General features: G+C 58.9%; 19 protein-coding genes. 12 read left to right on the top strand and 7 right to left on the bottom strand.

From position 1 onward, the window contains the following. Nucleotides 1-9 precede the first annotated feature (9 nt). The 3 genes from ACFE0K_RS00920 to ACFE0K_RS00910 form a co-directional block, all read right to left on the bottom strand. A complete protein-coding gene (locus tag ACFE0K_RS00920; RefSeq protein ID WP_434534266.1) occupies nucleotides 10-552 on the bottom strand; it encodes a carboxymuconolactone decarboxylase family protein in 543 nt (180 codons plus the stop codon). A gap of 160 nt (nucleotides 553-712) precedes the next feature. Further along, a complete protein-coding gene (locus ACFE0K_RS00915) occupies nucleotides 713-1,639 on the bottom strand; it encodes a cupin domain-containing protein (protein WP_434534265.1) in 927 nt (308 codons plus the stop codon). Nucleotides 1,640-1,765: 126 nt separating this feature from the next. Next, nucleotides 1,766-2,098 carry a rhodanese-like domain-containing protein gene (locus ACFE0K_RS00910; protein WP_434534264.1) on the bottom strand — a complete coding sequence of 111 codons (333 nt, stop codon included), beginning with the start codon at nucleotides 2,096-2,098 and terminating at the stop codon, nucleotides 1,766-1,768. A gap of 81 nt (nucleotides 2,099-2,179) precedes the next feature. On the opposite strand from ACFE0K_RS00910, the gene ACFE0K_RS00905 reads away from it, so the two are divergent. Together ACFE0K_RS00905 and ACFE0K_RS00900 are read left to right on the top strand one after the other, a co-directional pair. Then, nucleotides 2,180-2,632 carry a MarR family winged helix-turn-helix transcriptional regulator gene (locus ACFE0K_RS00905; protein WP_434534263.1) on the top strand — a complete coding sequence of 151 codons (453 nt, stop codon included), beginning with the start codon at nucleotides 2,180-2,182 and terminating at the stop codon, nucleotides 2,630-2,632. Further along, nucleotides 2,632-3,165 (top strand): GNAT family N-acetyltransferase, encoded by a 534-nt coding sequence (locus ACFE0K_RS00900; RefSeq protein ID WP_434534262.1) that lies wholly within the window; start codon nucleotides 2,632-2,634, stop codon nucleotides 3,163-3,165. Before ACFE0K_RS00905 ends, ACFE0K_RS00900 begins: the two co-directional genes overlap by 1 nt. Here the strand turns inward: ACFE0K_RS00900 and ACFE0K_RS00895 are convergent. Both ACFE0K_RS00895 and ACFE0K_RS00890 read right to left on the bottom strand, forming a co-directional pair. Then, complete coding sequence (locus ACFE0K_RS00895) at nucleotides 3,147-4,064, bottom strand: flavin-nucleotide-binding protein (RefSeq protein WP_434534261.1); 918 nt, start codon at nucleotides 4,062-4,064, stop codon at nucleotides 3,147-3,149. The two genes, ACFE0K_RS00900 and ACFE0K_RS00895, sit on opposite strands and share 19 nt — an antisense overlap. Further along, the gene (locus ACFE0K_RS00890) at nucleotides 4,061-4,711 is read right to left on the bottom strand and encodes a glutathione S-transferase family protein (protein WP_434534260.1); all 651 of its coding nucleotides are present in this window, start codon (nucleotides 4,709-4,711) and stop codon (nucleotides 4,061-4,063) included. The genes ACFE0K_RS00895 and ACFE0K_RS00890 overlap by 4 nt, the downstream gene beginning before the upstream one ends. A gap of 113 nt (nucleotides 4,712-4,824) precedes the next feature. Here ACFE0K_RS00890 and ACFE0K_RS00885 point away from each other — a divergent pair, with 113 nt between their 5' ends. Beyond that, the gene (locus ACFE0K_RS00885) at nucleotides 4,825-5,721 is read left to right on the top strand and encodes a LysR family transcriptional regulator (protein ID WP_434534259.1); all 897 of its coding nucleotides are present in this window, start codon (nucleotides 4,825-4,827) and stop codon (nucleotides 5,719-5,721) included. Here the strand turns inward: ACFE0K_RS00885 and ACFE0K_RS00880 are convergent. Beyond that, nucleotides 5,707-6,171, bottom strand: a complete 465-nt coding sequence (locus ACFE0K_RS00880) for a GNAT family N-acetyltransferase (RefSeq protein ID WP_434534258.1) — start codon at nucleotides 6,169-6,171, stop codon at nucleotides 5,707-5,709. The genes ACFE0K_RS00885 and ACFE0K_RS00880 overlap by 15 nt on opposite strands. A gap of 136 nt (nucleotides 6,172-6,307) precedes the next feature. On the opposite strand from ACFE0K_RS00880, the gene ACFE0K_RS00875 reads away from it, so the two are divergent. From ACFE0K_RS00875 to ACFE0K_RS00840, 8 genes are all read left to right on the top strand, one after another. After that, nucleotides 6,308-6,676: a hypothetical protein gene (locus ACFE0K_RS00875; protein ID WP_434534257.1), complete on the top strand. Its 369-nt coding sequence runs from the start codon at nucleotides 6,308-6,310 to the stop codon at nucleotides 6,674-6,676. Nucleotides 6,677-6,862: 186 nt separating this feature from the next. Further along, entirely contained in the window at nucleotides 6,863-7,741 is an 879-nt protein-coding gene (locus tag ACFE0K_RS00870) for a branched-chain amino acid ABC transporter permease (protein ID WP_434534256.1), read from the top strand. Between the two features lie 3 nt (nucleotides 7,742-7,744). Beyond that, a complete protein-coding gene (locus ACFE0K_RS00865) occupies nucleotides 7,745-8,842 on the top strand; it encodes a branched-chain amino acid ABC transporter permease (protein ID WP_434534255.1) in 1,098 nt (365 codons plus the stop codon). After that, entirely contained in the window at nucleotides 8,839-9,609 is a 771-nt protein-coding gene (locus ACFE0K_RS00860) for an ABC transporter ATP-binding protein (RefSeq protein ID WP_434534254.1), read from the top strand. The genes ACFE0K_RS00865 and ACFE0K_RS00860 overlap by 4 nt, the downstream gene beginning before the upstream one ends. Further along, a complete protein-coding gene (locus ACFE0K_RS00855) occupies nucleotides 9,606-10,409 on the top strand; it encodes an ABC transporter ATP-binding protein (RefSeq protein ID WP_434534253.1) in 804 nt (267 codons plus the stop codon). Before ACFE0K_RS00860 ends, ACFE0K_RS00855 begins: the two co-directional genes overlap by 4 nt. Beyond that, a complete protein-coding gene (locus ACFE0K_RS00850; RefSeq protein WP_434534252.1) occupies nucleotides 10,409-12,223 on the top strand; it encodes an AMP-dependent synthetase/ligase in 1,815 nt (604 codons plus the stop codon). The genes ACFE0K_RS00855 and ACFE0K_RS00850 overlap by 1 nt, the downstream gene beginning before the upstream one ends. Before the next feature lie 24 nt (nucleotides 12,224-12,247). Further along, nucleotides 12,248-13,441 carry an ABC transporter substrate-binding protein gene (locus ACFE0K_RS00845; RefSeq protein ID WP_434534251.1) on the top strand — a complete coding sequence of 398 codons (1,194 nt, stop codon included), beginning with the start codon at nucleotides 12,248-12,250 and terminating at the stop codon, nucleotides 13,439-13,441. Nucleotides 13,442-13,596: 155 nt separating this feature from the next. Continuing rightward, a complete protein-coding gene (locus tag ACFE0K_RS00840; protein WP_434534250.1) occupies nucleotides 13,597-14,448 on the top strand; it encodes an ion transporter in 852 nt (283 codons plus the stop codon). Between the two features lie 164 nt (nucleotides 14,449-14,612). Here ACFE0K_RS00840 and ACFE0K_RS00835 read toward each other — a convergent pair whose 3' ends face one another. Further along, nucleotides 14,613-15,311 (bottom strand): pirin family protein, encoded by a 699-nt coding sequence (locus ACFE0K_RS00835; RefSeq protein WP_434534249.1) that lies wholly within the window; start codon nucleotides 15,309-15,311, stop codon nucleotides 14,613-14,615. A 249-nt stretch (nucleotides 15,312-15,560) separates the two neighbouring features. On the opposite strand from ACFE0K_RS00835, the gene ACFE0K_RS00830 reads away from it, so the two are divergent. Further along, nucleotides 15,561-15,733 (top strand): SRPBCC domain-containing protein (locus tag ACFE0K_RS00830; RefSeq protein WP_434534294.1); only part of this gene is annotated, 173 nt, incomplete at its 3' end.

Here is a 15,733-nt window from a genome sequence, read left to right as displayed (position 1 = left end):
AGTGGTTTTTTACGCGGTTTTCAGTGATACAACGGGAAAGTCGATGTCCGTGTTTGCCACGTTGTTCAGGTAGTTGGTGAACGTGTTCAGCACGACATGGGCAACGATTTCCACAATCTCACTGTCATCGAAACCTGCCTCACGTACGGCACCCAGATCGCGGTCGCTGACTTGCCCGCGACGCTCGACAACGGACAGCGCGAAGCGCAATGCCGCATTTTCATGCGGGTCACTGGCTTCCCCGCCAAGGCCATTACTAATGTCGTTTTCAGTGAGGCCGGCTTGCTTGCCCAGCATGGCGTGTGCGCTGGCGCAGTACTGGCAGCCGTTACGGTTTGCCACGGCCAGGGCAATTTGTTCGCACAGCCGGGCGGGAAGCGTTCCTTGCTGAAGATCGCCGGAAAAATCCAGGTAGGCCTGAAGCGCAGACGGCGCGATTGCCAGCGTCGCCATCAGATTGGGAACCATCCCCATTTTGCTTTTTACCGCGGCAAGCAGTGGGGCTGCCTGTTCCGGTGGGTGCGCAATATCAACGGCAGGTATGCGTTGCATGGTGTTGTCCTCGCTTTTACTTTGTTGTTGAAGTCTTCTTGAAAGTAGTGCGCGAGGGAGCCTGGGACAATAAAGCGGCCGTTATTCGGGTGTAGCGGCAAATAGATCGGGACGATAGGCAAAGTGAGTGAAGTTTTTATCTGAAAAGAGGCCGTAGGCATCAACCTGCCTGGCGGCGATATTCGCTGGGTGCAATACCAAACTTTCCGGTAAAAGCACGAGTAAAAGCGGCGGGGGACTGGTAGCCGGATTGGTTAGCGACTTGTTGCACGCTGTGTTGTGAGCTGTCGAGCAGGGGCAAGGCCCGTTGCAGTCGCCATTCTGACAGATAGGCCATGGGGCTCATGGAAAGATAATGGCGGAAGCGGTCTGCGAAGCGGCTGCGTGACATGCCGATTTCTCGTGCCAGCGAGTCCACCGTCCAGTGTGCGGTGCTTTCTGCGTGCATGAGTTGCAGGGCCTTGCCGATGTAACGATCCCGAAAACCTTCCAGCATTTTTGACATTGCCGGTGTTTCGGCAATTCCCAATCTCAATACTTCCACGAAAACCACCTCGGAAAGGCGAGTAATCGCAGCGGTGGAACCGGTACTGTCGGTAAAGACCCGGCGGGTGATCAGTCGAAGTGTCTCATCAAGCCAGGGTTGCGTAGCGCGCATGGCGGAAGACACCAGGATGGAGTCCGGCATGGCTCTTAACAGGGGATGGTCCGCTCCGCGCCGAAAGGTGAAGTGCCCGCAAACCATTTGTGTTGATGCGGTTGGGTCCCCTTGGCCAAGAGTCAGTACGCCTTTGCCATCGTAGTTCACATGGGCAAGCACATCCTCAAGAGGGGGAGCGGAATGAGTCGCGCTGTCGGAAAGAATATGGCGCTTGCCACGGGGGATCATGATCATGTCCCCGCTATTGAGACAAAGTGACCGGCCACATTCCAGCCTCACATGGCATTGCCCCTGGATGACCAGGTGAAAGCGGGCGGCGCCTGGCAGATCCGGCACGGATACACTCCAGGGAGCAGAGAAGTCGGTACGGAAATACAGCGCGCCTTTCAGGTTCAGTGTGTCGAGGATGTCATCCAGGGTATCCATGCCAGAGTGCTCCGCTGCGAGTGGCGATCCACGTGTGCCGGGGATATCACACAGATGGATCGCTCATATTGTGTGCTGCTGTCCAGTTATGGATGCAGTCAGGCTGGCATTGTTGCAAACCGGCTGTCAGGCCGTTTCCAGTGGGTAGCCCGCTTCCCGCCAATCTTCCTTGCCTTCGACATACTCATGAACCTGCGTATAGCCAAGCTGGTGCAGGGTGACCGCCGCCTGGCTGGAGTTGGCGCATGGGCTATTGGCGCAGTAGACAACGATAAAGGCGTTCTTGTCCGGTAACAGACTCGAAGCGGTTTCCCGGACCTTGTCGTGGGGAATGTTGAGCGCCCCGGGTAAGTGGCCATCATCGAAATAACGTTTGGGAAGGGCTTCTATCAGCGTGGTGGGGAGGCCCTGATCCAGTCTTTGTTTGAGGGTGTCACGGGGGATGGTTGAGAGGCTCATGTCTTTCTCCTTTAGTTGCAATTGCAACTAAGTTATCGGCTATTGGTTGCGATTGCAACTATATGGACGTAATCTACTCCCATGAAAAACAAACCCGACAAACATACGATCCTGGCCTGGGCCAGGTTACTGAAGGCCTCTGCCGGCCTGCTGGCGGAGGTGGAAAAGGCATTGAAAAACGCCGGGCTTCCTCCGCTCAACTGGTATGACGTTTTGCTGGAGGTCAGCCGTGCCGGGCCGGAAGGGTTGCGCCAATCCGACATCGCCCGGGAAGTGCTGCTGCCCAAGCACAACCTGTCCCGGCTGATCGACCGCATGGAAGCGCAGGGCGTGGTGGCACGCAGCGGTTGTGGCAGTGACGGGCGAGCCAAGCAGGTGTCGCTCACCGACTCCGGGAATGAGCTGTTGCGAAAAATGTGGCAGGTCTACGGCGCAGAAATCCAGGCACGAATGGGAGAACCTCTCACTGAGGGGCAGCAGCACACCCTGGCCGAGATTGCCGGTGTCTTGCTGGCCCAACAGGAGAAGGGGTAGTGCATCTAGCACAAGCTGAAAGCCGGGATCGCCGATCCTCATTGACACTCGGTCGCCTGGGCGATGTTCCACACGCCGAGTTGATCGCTTTGCACAATGATCCCCGTGTGCTGCGCCATCTTCCGCTGGGCCGTGAAGAGTTTGATGAAGCAACATGCCGGCGGTGGGTGGTTGAGAAGGAAGGCCAGTGGCAGGAACATGGCTATGGCCCCTGGTCGATCCATGTGAAGGGTGGCTTCGCGGGGTGGGGTGGTTTTCAGCATGAGCAGGGAGAGGCGGATCTTGCCCTGGTGCTGGCAGTCGAGTACTGGGGTATTGGCAGTGCTGTGTGCCACAAGATGCTCCACATTGCCTTTGACGACATGGGGCTGACTTCCGTTACCGCCTTGCTGCCGCCCGGCAGGGTCCGGGTAAAGGGGATGCGGCGCCTGGGCTTTCAGCGCGATGGGCAGTTGCATATCGGCGAGATTGCATTCCACCGTTATCGCCGTTGGGCGCCGTGGGTGACCCCGGGTCACAGGAACGGGGAATAGTCCGGCGGTTGCCATTGCCAGGGCAGGGCGGCCGCCACCCGGATGCGCTGCCGGACCGTCAGTTCAATACTGTGGCTCTGGCTGTCCTTGTTCCAGATGACAGCCGCATCTACCGCCAGATAAAGCAGATCTCCATGGTCGAAATCGATAAACAGCAAGCCGGCACGAGGATGCAGTGTCAGGTTGCCGAGCGTGTTGAAAAAATGATTGCCGGCATAGTCGGGGAAACGCAGATGCCGGTTGTCGATCACCTCAACAAAGCCGGGTTTGCCGCCCCGGTGAGAGATGTCCACCCCGGCACGACCGCTCCTGTTGCCAGGGGGAAAAGACGACGCAATGAAAAAGGTATCCGCTTCGGCAATCCATTGCTGGTCCCGGTCATCCAGTGTGCAGGCATGATGTTGTTCCCCGGGTAGCAAGTGGGCGGAGCCGGGCTCGCCTTGTCGGGACTGAATATATTTCGGGCAGTTACCGAAACTCTCGGTGACCCGAATCTCGACGTGATCGTCGTGGCGGGAAAGTATCTGTCCGTTGGCCCGGTTACGTCGCCGGGTCGCAAAATCCAGCCCCAGCAACCCGATCGGTGCGCCTGTTTCCAGAACGATACCGCCTGGATGGGGGCCGGCAATGGCGGTGCTGGTCAGGCACAGGGTGCTTGAGTCCGGCGAGGTAATAAAGCCATCGGGACCGGTGAACAACAGGGCCCAGGGCTGGCCTTCCCCGTCCAGTGTGCCGATCAGCAGCAACCGCAACTGTGAGAAAAACGTGCGGTGCTGCTCTGGCATATAGTCACGGATCACCCGCTGACCGATCGCCGCCATCTTGTCCCTGACGCCCAGGCGTTGTTGCAGTTGCTGCTCTCCCGGGTGAAACGCCGGGGCCGGGTCCGGGGATGTCATGCCTGTTTTTCCTGAGTGTTGAGGCCTACCGGTGAGGCGTCCATGGCGATAAAGCCGGGCAGTGCCTCGATCCGCGACAGCCATTGCCGTGCCCGCGGGTAAGGCGCCAGAGAGATGTTGCCCTCTGGCGCGTGGGCGGTGTAGCTGTACATGGCAATGTCGGCCAGGGTGGGCGTGTTGCCGGTGAGGAAATCCGATTTCGTCAGCTCGGCGTCCATGATCGTGAGCAGGTCATGGGACTGGCGGATGGCCCTGTCGGTATCGATGTCGGCGCCAAACAGGGTGGCCAGCCGTGCGCAGCAAGGGCCCAGATACAGCGGCCCGGCCGCCACGGAAAGCCAGCGCTGGATATGCGCCGCAGCTACCGGCTCCTCTGGCAGCCAGCGACCGTTGTCATAGCGGCTGGCCAGATACACCAGGATGGCATTGGCGTCGGCGAGAATGGTGTCGTTGTCATTAATGACCGGCACCTGCCCGAAGGGGTTCATGGCCAGAAAGTCGGCACTCTTGTGGGCATTGCCGGGCAAATCCACGTACACCGTTTCATGGGGTACATCCAGCAGGGACAGGAACAGGAGCACCCGGTGGCTATGGCCGGAGAGGGGAAACTGGTACAGGCGGATAGGGTGCGATTCGGTGGCGGTCATGATGATGTCTCCAGTTTCGGCATGAGGGAGCCCCCAGTGTTGGAAATTCTGGAAGTGGAATAAATACCCGGTTTTTGATTTCACTAATCCGAAAATCGGAATAATCTGTACCCATGGACCAACTCCGTGCCATGCGCACCTTCGTACAAATCGCTAGTGATGGCAGCCTGACGGCGGCCGCCCGTTCCCTGAACTGCTCGCTGCCGGCGGTGGTGCGCCTGCTGGCGGACCTGGAATCCCATCTGGGGGTCCGCCTGCTTAATCGCACCACCCGCCGGTTGTCATTGACGGCGGAAGGGCAGCACTACCTGGAACAGACTCGTACCATCCTGTCTGCCATTGATGAATCGGAGGCCGTCCTTCGTGCCGGGCAGATAGAGCCGGGAGGCACCCTGAGAATTACCGCGCCGGTGCAGTTCGGTCAGCGCTTTGTTGCGCCGGCAGTAACCGGGTTTGTACGCCGCTACCCGGCGGTGAAATGCCAGCTGGAACTCAATGATCGTAATGTGGACCTGTTGCAGGAGGGGCTGGATGTGGGGGTGCGTATCGGCCCTCTGCCGGACTCGACGCTGGTGGCTCGTCAGGTCGGTCATGTGCGGCGCATGGTGGTGGCGGCTCCAGTCTATCTGAAGCACCAGGGCGTGCCGTTCCACCCCCGGGACTTGCAACAGGGAAAGGCGGTGCTGGCGCACCGGGCCATGCGATCCTGGCGCTTTCGGGAAAAGGGCAAAACGTTCACCGTCCCGGTTGATGGGAATCTGGAATTCAACCAGATTGCTCCGGCCATTGAAGCCTGCGTCGCCGGCATGGGGTTTGGCATGTTTTTGTCCTATCAGGTGCTCGAGGAATTGAGCAGCGGCACCCTTGTACGGGTGCTGGACGATTTTGAATTGCCGGTCCGTCCGGTGAATGTGATCTACCCCCATGCGGGTCTGTTGCCTGCCCGTACCCGCCTGTTTGTCGACTGGCTGTGCCATGCACTGGACGGTGTGACATCAATGCCGGGGTAAGGGCATGAACAGGTGCCGGTTGGTGGCCGCAGTAAACCCCAGGGTTTCATAGAAGCGGCGAGCCCTGTTGTTATCAGGAGTGATCTCCACCTTTAATCCTATGGCGGATTCGCCCATCTGCTTAAGCAGATGCTGCAGAAAAGCCGTGCCAATACCGAGGTTATGCTTGTGCGGTGTGATGTATATTTCATCCAGAAGGTGGATATCGCCACTGAATTCATTGCTCCAGCAATGAATCACAATGGCATAGCCCACCACCTCATCGTCCATATCAAAAATCATGATACGTCCCTTCTCCGGCGCTCGACTTAACGCCGTCACGGTGTGCGTTACCTTTGTTGCATTCATGGCTTCCCCCGGCGGGTCTTCACGGTAAAGCGCCATAACCATGGTGACCAACGCCTGGAAATCTCCAGGCCGGTAAAGGCGAAAATACGGTTTATCTGTCATCGTGGCCTCTGTTGTCTGTTCTGTCTGTAAAGATGCTGCAGGGACAAAGGTGTTTCAGTGACAGTCAGCCTTCCCGCTGAAACAAACAGCACAGCAAGGCATCAACAGGAAAAACGTTGGTGGATGGAATAAAACAATGAGGCCGTGGATTTTTCTTTTATTGATGGCGATGGTGAATACAGGGGCTGCCGGTGGTGTCCCGCAATGGCTTGCCGGCAAGCCGGATATTGAAAAAAGAAAAGAGTGGTGTGCCTGGTACCAATGGCTGTTTACGGAAGCCGACAGGCAGACGGGGCTGCCTGTCAGTGAGGACCAGCTGGCCCGCAAACGCCTTGTCAATCTGGCGAACAGGCTGGCGGCGCACCATCAGGCATCTCCACAGCCCGAGTATCAAGTGGAGATCCGCTATCTGTGGCTGGGAGAGCCTGGTCCGGCGCATTTCAACCTGCAGATCGATGCAGCCTCCTTGCAGCAGCTTCTGGAAGAACGGGGCTGCGCCCGCTGAATCTGGTAACGCCGTTGACAGCAAGTGTGCACAACTTGGCGGAAGAAGGATGATCCCATCGTTGTCATGGCGTCTTCAGGTTCTGTTACATTTTACATACTGGTGAGAATGTCGGACTTCCGATAGGCTCGGGACTACTTGAATAAAAAAAACACCAGAATAATAACTCCCCGGGAGAGAGGGACCATGGATATACTCCAGCTGCTGGTCGGCGGGATTGCCAATGGCTGTATTTACGGGCTGTTGGCACTGGGTTTTGTATTGATCTACAAGGCATCCGAAGCGGTCAACTTCGCCCAGGGCGACATGATGATGCTGGGGGCCTTTCTCGGCGTTACCTTCATCAACACCAGCTACGCGGATCTGCCTTTTCTGGTCGGCATTACGCTGGCGGCGTTGATCCTGGGCCTGTTCGGCTACCTCCTCGATCGTTTCGTGTTGCGCGCCATCTTCGGTCAGCCGCAATTTGCCATGGTCATTCTTACCATCGCGCTGGGCTTTCTGATCCGTTTCGTGGCCGGGGTAATCTGGGGCCATGATCCCACCTCCCTGGAAACCCCCTTTATCGGCCTGGTCTGGACGGTGGGGGAACTGATGATTCCGGTGGTGGATGCGGTGATCATCATTACCACCGTGGCGCTTACCGCCATTCTCTATTTCTTCTTTTCCCGCACCCGTCTTGGCGTGGCTATGCAGGCCAGCAGCCAGAACCAGATGGCGGCTTACTATATGGGCATCCCGGTAAAGCGCATCAATGCCATTGTCTGGGCCCTGTCCGGGGTGGTGGCGGCCATTGCCGGGGTCATGTTTGCCGCCAAGGGGGCGGTGGAGCCTTCTGTGGGGCTGCTGTTCGGTATCAAGGCGTTTGCCGCAGCGGTCATCGGCGGGTTGGGTTCCTTGCCCGGGGCGCTGCTGGGCGGCCTGCTGGTGGGCATCGTGGAGCCGTTCGCTGGCCGCTATCTGCCTTCCGGCGTCGGCCAGATTGCCCCCTATGTGTTGATGTTGCTGGTGCTGATCCTGCGCCCCGGCGGCCTGTTCGCGCAGATCAGCCAGAAGAAGGTGTAGGCCATGAGCAACCGATTCAAAAGCCGTTACGACGACGATATCAATCTGTTTGAAGGGCGCTGGCACCTGATCCAGTACGCCATCCTCATGGCGCTGCTGCTGGCCGCGCCCTGGCTGCTGGGCACCTACTATCTGGGCGAGCTGACGGCCGTGCTGGTGTGGTCCCTGGCGGGGTTGGGGTTGATGCTGATCAGCGGCCACACCGGCCAGGTCAGCCTGGGGCATGCGGCCTTTATGGCCATTGGTGCCTTTACCAACCTGGCGCTGATGTTGCGCGGCTGGCATTTCATTCCCGCCCTGCTGGCCAGCGCGGTCACCTCCGGGGTTATCGGCGCCATCATTTCCCGGCCGATCCTGCGCATGAGCGGCATCTATCTGGCCATCGCCACCCTGGCGCTGAGTATTATTATCGAGGACGTGGCGATTATCGCCGAGCCGATTACCGGTGGGGTGGCCGGGGTGTTTGCGCCACCGATCACCATGCTCGGCATGGAGATCGATCGTTATGCTACCCCGGAAGCCTTCTACTATCTGTGCCTGGCAGTGCTGGTGCTGGTCACCCTGGGTTACCTGAACCTGCTGCGCAGCGCCTCCGGCCGTTCCTTCCTGGCCGTGCGTGACAGTGAAGTGTCCGCCCGGGCCCTGGGGGTCAATGTAGCCCGTGCCAAGACGTTGTCCTTCAGCCTGTCTTGCGCCATCACCGGTCTTGCCGGGGCGCTCTATGCTCACCTGGCCCAGGCGGTGAATTACGAAAGTTTCCTGGTGCTGATCTCTATTACCCTGCTGCTGCAGGTGGTCATCGGCGGGCTGGGCTCCGTGCACGGGGCTTTCTTCGGCGCCATTGTGGTGGTGTTGCTGCCACAGCTTATCGCCATCGCCCGGGACTTTCTTGATAACGCCGCGGGCATCAAGATCGCCGCCTACCCGGGCATGGATACCGCCCTGTTTGCCCTGCTGATTCTGCTTATGGTGATTTACGAACCACGCGGGCTCTATGGCGTCTGGTTCAAGGTGCGTACCTGGATTCAGCTGTTCCCGTTGTATCGCAAGGGCATGTTCCGCCGCACCCGCACCTACCTGAAAACGGAGCGCCAACGATGAGTCTGTTACAGGTAAAGGATCTCTCCATTTCCTTCGGCGGCGTGAAAGCGGTGGACGGTGTCAGCTTCACCGTGGAGCCCGGCGAAGTGTTCACCCTGGTTGGCCCCAACGGGGCAGGGAAATCCACCATCTTCAACCTGATCAGCCGTCTCTATGAACCGAGCGGCGGTCAGATCGTGTTTGATGGCCAGGACATTACCGGCCTGCCGGCGCACAAGGTAGCCGGCCTTGGCATCGCCCGCACCTTCCAGAATATTGAGCTTTTTGATCACTCCTCGGTATTGCAGAACCTGTTGATCGGTCGCCATTGCCGCCGCAATACCCGCTGGTTTGAAGAGCTGCTGTTCTTGCCGAAGGTGCGACGCAGTGAACGGGAGCACCGTCTGCTGGTGGAAGAGGTGATCGACTTCCTGGATCTGGCCGCCTACCGGGACAAGCTGATCGCCGGGCTGCCCTATGGGGTGCGTAAGGTGGTGGAAATCGCCCGTGCCCTGTCCAGCGGACCAAAGCTGATTCTGCTGGATGAGCCGGCCTCCGGCCTGAGTGTGGAAGAAACCCAGAATATGGCCTGGTGGATCGAGGACATGCAGAAAGACCTGGGCCTGACGGTATTGATGGTGGAGCACGACATGAGCCTGGTATCGCGGGTATCCAACCGGGTGCTGGCGGTGTCGGAAGGCCGGCCGCTGGCCATGGGCACGGCCGCCGAGGTACAGGCGGACCCCAAGGTGATCGAAGCCTATCTGGGCACGGAGGCAACCTCATGAGTGCAGTGCAGAAAGAGACCATGAATGATGCCCAGCCGCTGCTGCAGGTGAAAAACCTGGAAGCCTTCTACGGTCCGGTGATGGCCCTGCGCGGGGTATCCATCGATGTGTTCGAGGGCAAGGTGGTTGCCATCCTTGGCGCCAATGGTGCCGGCAAGACCACCCTGATGAAAACCATTTCCGGCGCCCTGGCGCCACGCAAGGGCAGCATTACCCTGGCCGGTGAAGCGATCCAGGGGCGCGAACCGGATGCCCTGGTGCGTCAGGGCATCGCCCACGTGCCGGAAGGTCGGGAAGTGTTCCCGTTTTTGACCGTGGAAGAAAACCTGGCCATGGGTGCCTACATTCGCCGCGACAAGGCGGGCATTCGCCAGGACATGGAAATGGTCTATGACTATTTCCCGATTCTGCTGGAGCGCCGCAACCAGCCTGCTGGCACCCTGTCTGGCGGCCAGCAACAGATGCTGGCCATCGGTCGTGGGCTCATGTCACGACCCTCACTGATGTTGCTGGACGAGCCGTCCCTGGGGCTGTCGCCGCTGCTGGTGCAGGAGATCTTTGCCATTATCCGTCGGCTCAACAAGGAGCAGGGCGTGACCCTGTTGCTGGTGGAGCAGAATGCCCAGGTGGCGTTGAACACGGCGGATCATGGCTATGTGCTGGAAACCGGCCGTATCGTTATGGATGGCAGTGCCGCAGACCTGCTTGCCAGCGACGACATTCGCGAATTCTATCTGGGCCAGTCGGCGGGGGATGACCGACCGGAAAAACGCTGGAAACGAAAGAAGACCTGGCGCTGATGATGACAACAAACAATAACGCACCGACCCTTCTCCACGGTTGCGACACCGTGGTCAAACTGTGGCGCCAGCAATGCCTGGAACGGGGAGCGCGCATTGCGCACCGTGAAAAGGACCTGGGCATCTGGCAGAGCTACAGCTGGCAGGACTATTACGAAAAAGCCCGCGCCATCGGCGTGGCGCTGCTGTCCCTGGGCCTGGAGCGGGGACAGCCGGTATCCATTCTCAGTGAAGACAACAAGGAATGGCTCTACTGCGATCTGGGTATCGCCGGTGCCGGCGGCATCAGCAACGGCGTCTACACCACCGACAGCGCCGAGCAGCTGGCCTACCTGGTCAACGACAGCGGTTCCGCCTTCCTGTTTGTGGAAAACGACGAGCAACTGGACAAGTACCTGACCGTGCGCGACCAGGTGCCCACCCTGAAAAAAGTGATCGTGTTCGATCGCAAGGGGCTGCGGGATTTTGATGATCCCATGGTCATGTTCCTGGATGAGCTGTACGCCTTGGGCGAACAGATCCCCGACGCAGAAGCCCAGTTCAGCGCCAGCATTGCGCACAGTCAGCCCGATGACATCCGCATGTTGATCTACACCTCCGGCACCACCGGGGCCCCCAAGGGCGCCATGATCAGCCACCGCAATGTGTTGTTCCAGCTGGCTGCCGGTGAGCAGGTGCTGGAGGCCCACGAGGGCGACGACCAGCTCTGCTTCCTGCCCCTGTGTCATATCCTGGAGCGGTTGGTGTCAGTGGAAGTGCCCATCTTCAAGGGGTGTACCGTCAACTTTGCGGAAAGCCCGGAAACCGTGTTCGAGAACCTGCGCGAAGTGTCGCCCAATACCTTTGCCGCCGTGCCGCGCCTGTGGGAAAAGATCTACAGCTCCATGATGACCCTGCGTGACGAAGCCACCGGTTTCGGCCGCTGGTGTTTCGACCGGGCGCTTGCTGCCGGGGATAGCTGGCACTGTGAGCGCAAACGCTCACCGCTTTCCTGGCTGCATTACCAATTCTGGAATCTGCTGGTGCTGCGCAATGTGCGCGACCTGATCGGCATGGCGCGTCTGCGTCGGGGTACCACCGGTGCCGCGCCGATCTCTCCGGATCTGATTCGTTGGTTTCAGGCCCTGGGCGTGCCGCTCTATGAAGGTTACGGCATGACCGAAACCACCGGCGTGGTATCGCTCAACAGCAAGGAACGGGCAAAGATCGGCTCCGTGGGCGAGCCGCTACCCGATACCCTGGTTCGCATTGCCGACAACGGGGAAGTGCTGGTGCATGGCGACCATGTGTTCGCCGGTTACTGGCGCAAGCCGGAAAAGACCGCCGAGGACATCCGCGACGGCTGGCTGCACACCGGTGATGTGGGGCGCCTGGAAGACGGCATGCTAACCATTACCGGCCGTTTGAAAGACATTATCATCACTGCCGGTGGCAAGAATATCACTCCGGCGGAAATCGAAAGCCGGATGAAGTTCTCCCCGTATATTTCCGATGCAGTGGTGATCGGAGATCAGCGCAAGTATCTCACCTGCCTGATAATGATCGATCAGGAAAACGTGGAGAAATATGCCCAAGACCGTCAGGTACCGTTTTCCAACTTCGCCTCCCTGTGTCGCGCCAAGGAGGTGCTGGATCTGATCGACAGCATCATTACCGATGTGAACAAACAGTTCGCCCAGGTGGAACAGATCAAGTATTTCCGCCTGATCGATGTGCTGCTCACCGCCGAAGATGAGGAGCTGACTGCCACCATGAAGCTGAAACGTTCCTTCGTGGAGAAAAAACACAAGCACCTGATTGATTCCATGTACTGAATGAATTCGAGAGGAGAGTGCATCATGAAGAAGCTTTGCCTGGCGGCTCTTGCCGCAGCCACCCTGATCGGGTGCAGTGATAACAAGGAAGAAGAGAGCGCCGCCGCCGAGTCGGTGCGTGGTGTCAGTGATACCGAAATCAAACTGGGCGGCATGCACGATCTGTCCGGGGTTTTTGCGGCGTTTTCCTCACCGGCGGTGCAGGTGGCCAACGACATGTTTGCCGAGGTGAATGCCGAAGGCGGTATTCATGGCCGCGAGATCCGCTACATCGTTGAGGACCATGCTTATCAGGTGCCCAAGGCCACCCAGGCCACCAACAAGCTGATCAGCCGTGATGAAGTATTCGCCATGGTGATGAGCCTGGGCACGCCCCATAACCTGGCGGCCTTCCCTCTGATGGACCGTAATAACGTGCCCAGCATTCTTCCCCTGGCCCTGTCCCGGCAGATGGAAGAAGAGGGCGACTTTTCCCATCGTTTCGTTTTCGGCCCCAGCTACCATGAAGGGGTACTGAAAGGCGTCAACTGGATGACCGATGAGTACGGCATCGAGAAAATCTGTGTGATGTACATTCCCTCGGATTTCGGCGAGGAAGTGAACCAGGCCATCACCGATGCTGCCGCCGGCAAAGATACCCTGACCCTGGCGGAAAGCACTTCACACCGCCCGGACGAAAGTGATTTCACCGGTACCCTGGCGCGCCTGAAGGATGCCGGTTGTCAGTTGGTGGCCGTGGCCTTGCCGGTGCGGCCGATCATTTCCGTGGTGGCCACCGCCAAGGAAATGGGCTGGGATGACGTGAAGTTCGTGGTCTCCCAGGCTGGCTTCCATTCCGCGGTAGCGGCGGCGCCGGGTGGTGTCACCGAAGGGCTCTACGGCGTCTCCCCCTGGCAGGATATTGTTAGTCGCATGAAGGATGTGCCGGAAGCGAAACAATGGGCGGATGAGTACCAGGAGCAGTATGGCTCGGTACCCAGCGGTGGCGCAGTGCTGGGCCGTGTCGGTGCCATGGTGACCATAGAGGCACTGCGCAAGGCCGGGCCGGATCTGACCACCGACTCTTTCCTGGCGGCCATGGAGTCCCTGGACTTCAGCGACCCGGTCACCGGGGTGGACATCAAGATGAGCCCCACCAACCACCGTGCCGGTAATGACATGATTCTCTCCAAAGTCACCGACGGTGTCTGGGAGCCTGTGGTTACCCTGGAAGACTGAAAGCGTACTTTCCTGTTGGCGCTTTGTGAGCAAAGCGAAAGGTTTGGATGCCAATCCCGACCTTTCGCCATGCGAGCTTGGCGCCAACGGGCCCTACCAATCCCCCCTGTCGTATCAGGTATACTCGCGCCTCCTGGATTATTCGGTGATTGTCCATGCAGGCCTCTTCAACTTCCGTATCCCTCGATGGCTGGCGACAGCGCCTGGCCACCTGGCTCAATACCCCGTTGTTCGGTAACACCATTACCGCTCTGATCCTGCTCAATGCGATTATTCTCGGTGTGGAAACCTCCGCTGTGGCACAGGAGCGGGCAGGGCAGTGGTTGAACCTGCTCAACCAGATGGTGCTGGCGGTTTTCGTGCTGGAAATTGTGCTCAAGCTGGTCGCCTTCGGGCCGCGCTTTTTCCGTTCCGGCTGGAACGTGTTTGATTTTCTGATTGTCGCCATCTCCCTGGCGCCGGCGTCCGGCCCCCTGGCGATTCTGCGGAGCCTGCGTATCTTGCGGGTGCTGCGGCTGCTGTCATCGGTGAAACGGCTGCGCATGCTGGTGGAGTCCCTGATGCAGGCGTTACCCGGCATCGGCTGGACCGCAGCGCTGTTGCTGATGATGTTCTACATCTTTGCGGTAATGGGTACCGAGCTGTTTGGTGAGGCATTCCCGCAGTGGTTCGGCACCCTTGGGGCGAGCATTTACAGTTTGTTCCAGATCATGACTCTGGAAAGCTGGTCCATGGGCATTGCCCGGCCGGTAATGGCCGTCTATCCCATGGCCTGGATCTTCTTCGTGCCGTTCATTCTGATTTCCAGCTTCATGGTGTTGAACCTGTTCATCGCCATCATCGTCAGTGCCACCCAGGAAGTGCATGAAAGCGAACTGCGCGCCGAGCGGGACGCCAACAACCAGATCGCCCACGACGAGCGCCAGGAAATGCTCGACCTGATGCGCACCATGCACGCCAAGATTGCCTCACTGGAAACGACGTTGCAGAAAAAGTCGGATCAGTAATGCAGGAAAAGCGAAAGGCCCGGAAAAAATCCGGGCCTTCTTTTGGGGGTAGGGTGGATTAGCCGAAGGCGTAATCCACCATGTCGTTTGGCAGGGTTGGGTGACCGCAAGGAAGGTGGATTACCCCTGAGGCTAATCCACCCTACGCATCGATTGCCTCTTTCCTAGACGGTTTCCACCAGCACGATCTCGCTGTCTGCTTCTGCCAGTACCGTCAGGCGGGCTTCGTCACTGATGGCCAGGCCGTCGCCGGTTTCAGCCAGCACCCCATTCACCCGCACCCGTCCCTTGGCAGGCACCAGGTAGACCTTGCGCGCCGGGTCGAGGACATACTCGATGTCCTGACCCTGGCTCAGAGTTGCCGCCACCACCCGCGCATCCGCCTGGATCGCCAGGGCGTCCCCATCGTCCGGGTAACCGCTGGCCAGCACTTCAAAGTGCCCGTCGCGAGAAGCCTTCGGGAACGGCTTGCTGCCCCAGGTGGGCGGCAGCCCGGTGGCGTTCGGAATGATCCAGATCTGGAAGATCTGTGTCTCCGTGTCCTCGCGGTTGTACTCGCTGTGGGTGATCCCGGTGCCGGCGGACATTACCTGCACATCGCCGGCTTCGGTGCGACCACTGTTCCCCAGGCTGTCCTGGTGGGTAATCGCTCCCTTGCGCACATAGGTGATGATTTCCATCTCCCGGTGGGAATGTGGCGCAAAGCCGGTGTGCGGCGCGATGGTGTCATCGTTCCACACCCGCAAATCCCCCCAGTGCACCCTTGCCGGATCATGGTAGTTGGCGAAGGAGAAGTGATGTCGGGTATCCAGCCAGCCGTGTTGGGCATGGCCTAACTCGTTACGTGTGCGCAGCTCGATCATGGTGTTCTCCTCGGGGCAGGCCTCAGTGTCTGCCCGTTGATGAGGTGACTATATGATCTGTATCAGCGATAAGAAATGGCACTTTTTTGCGTGTTTGCATCAGTTTAATTGATTTGTGGTCGGCCTCGCAGATGGCGATCCGGATCAACGTCAGAGTGGACATCGTCCTGTCGAATAATGGCTGCCCGGTTCGATAAGACAACGAGCCCTCCATGAAAGGAGGCAGCACACTCAACAAGGAGAATCATCATGCCCGGCAATACTGTCCGCCTTCACCGCGTCCTGCGCGCTACCCCCGACCGCGTCTATCGCGCCTTTCTCGATGCCGACGCCATGGTCAAATGGCTGCCGCCCCATGGCTTTACCGGCAAGATCCATGAAATGGATGCCCGCGAAGGGGGTGGTTACCGCATGTCCTTCAC

The organism is Alcanivorax sp., assembly GCF_051117345.1.
In the GTDB taxonomy this organism is placed as follows: domain Bacteria; phylum Pseudomonadota; class Gammaproteobacteria; order Pseudomonadales; family Alcanivoracaceae; genus Alcanivorax.
The sequence above is the reverse complement of the archived record's forward strand: the minus strand, read 5'-3'. Positions and strand labels throughout refer to the sequence as shown.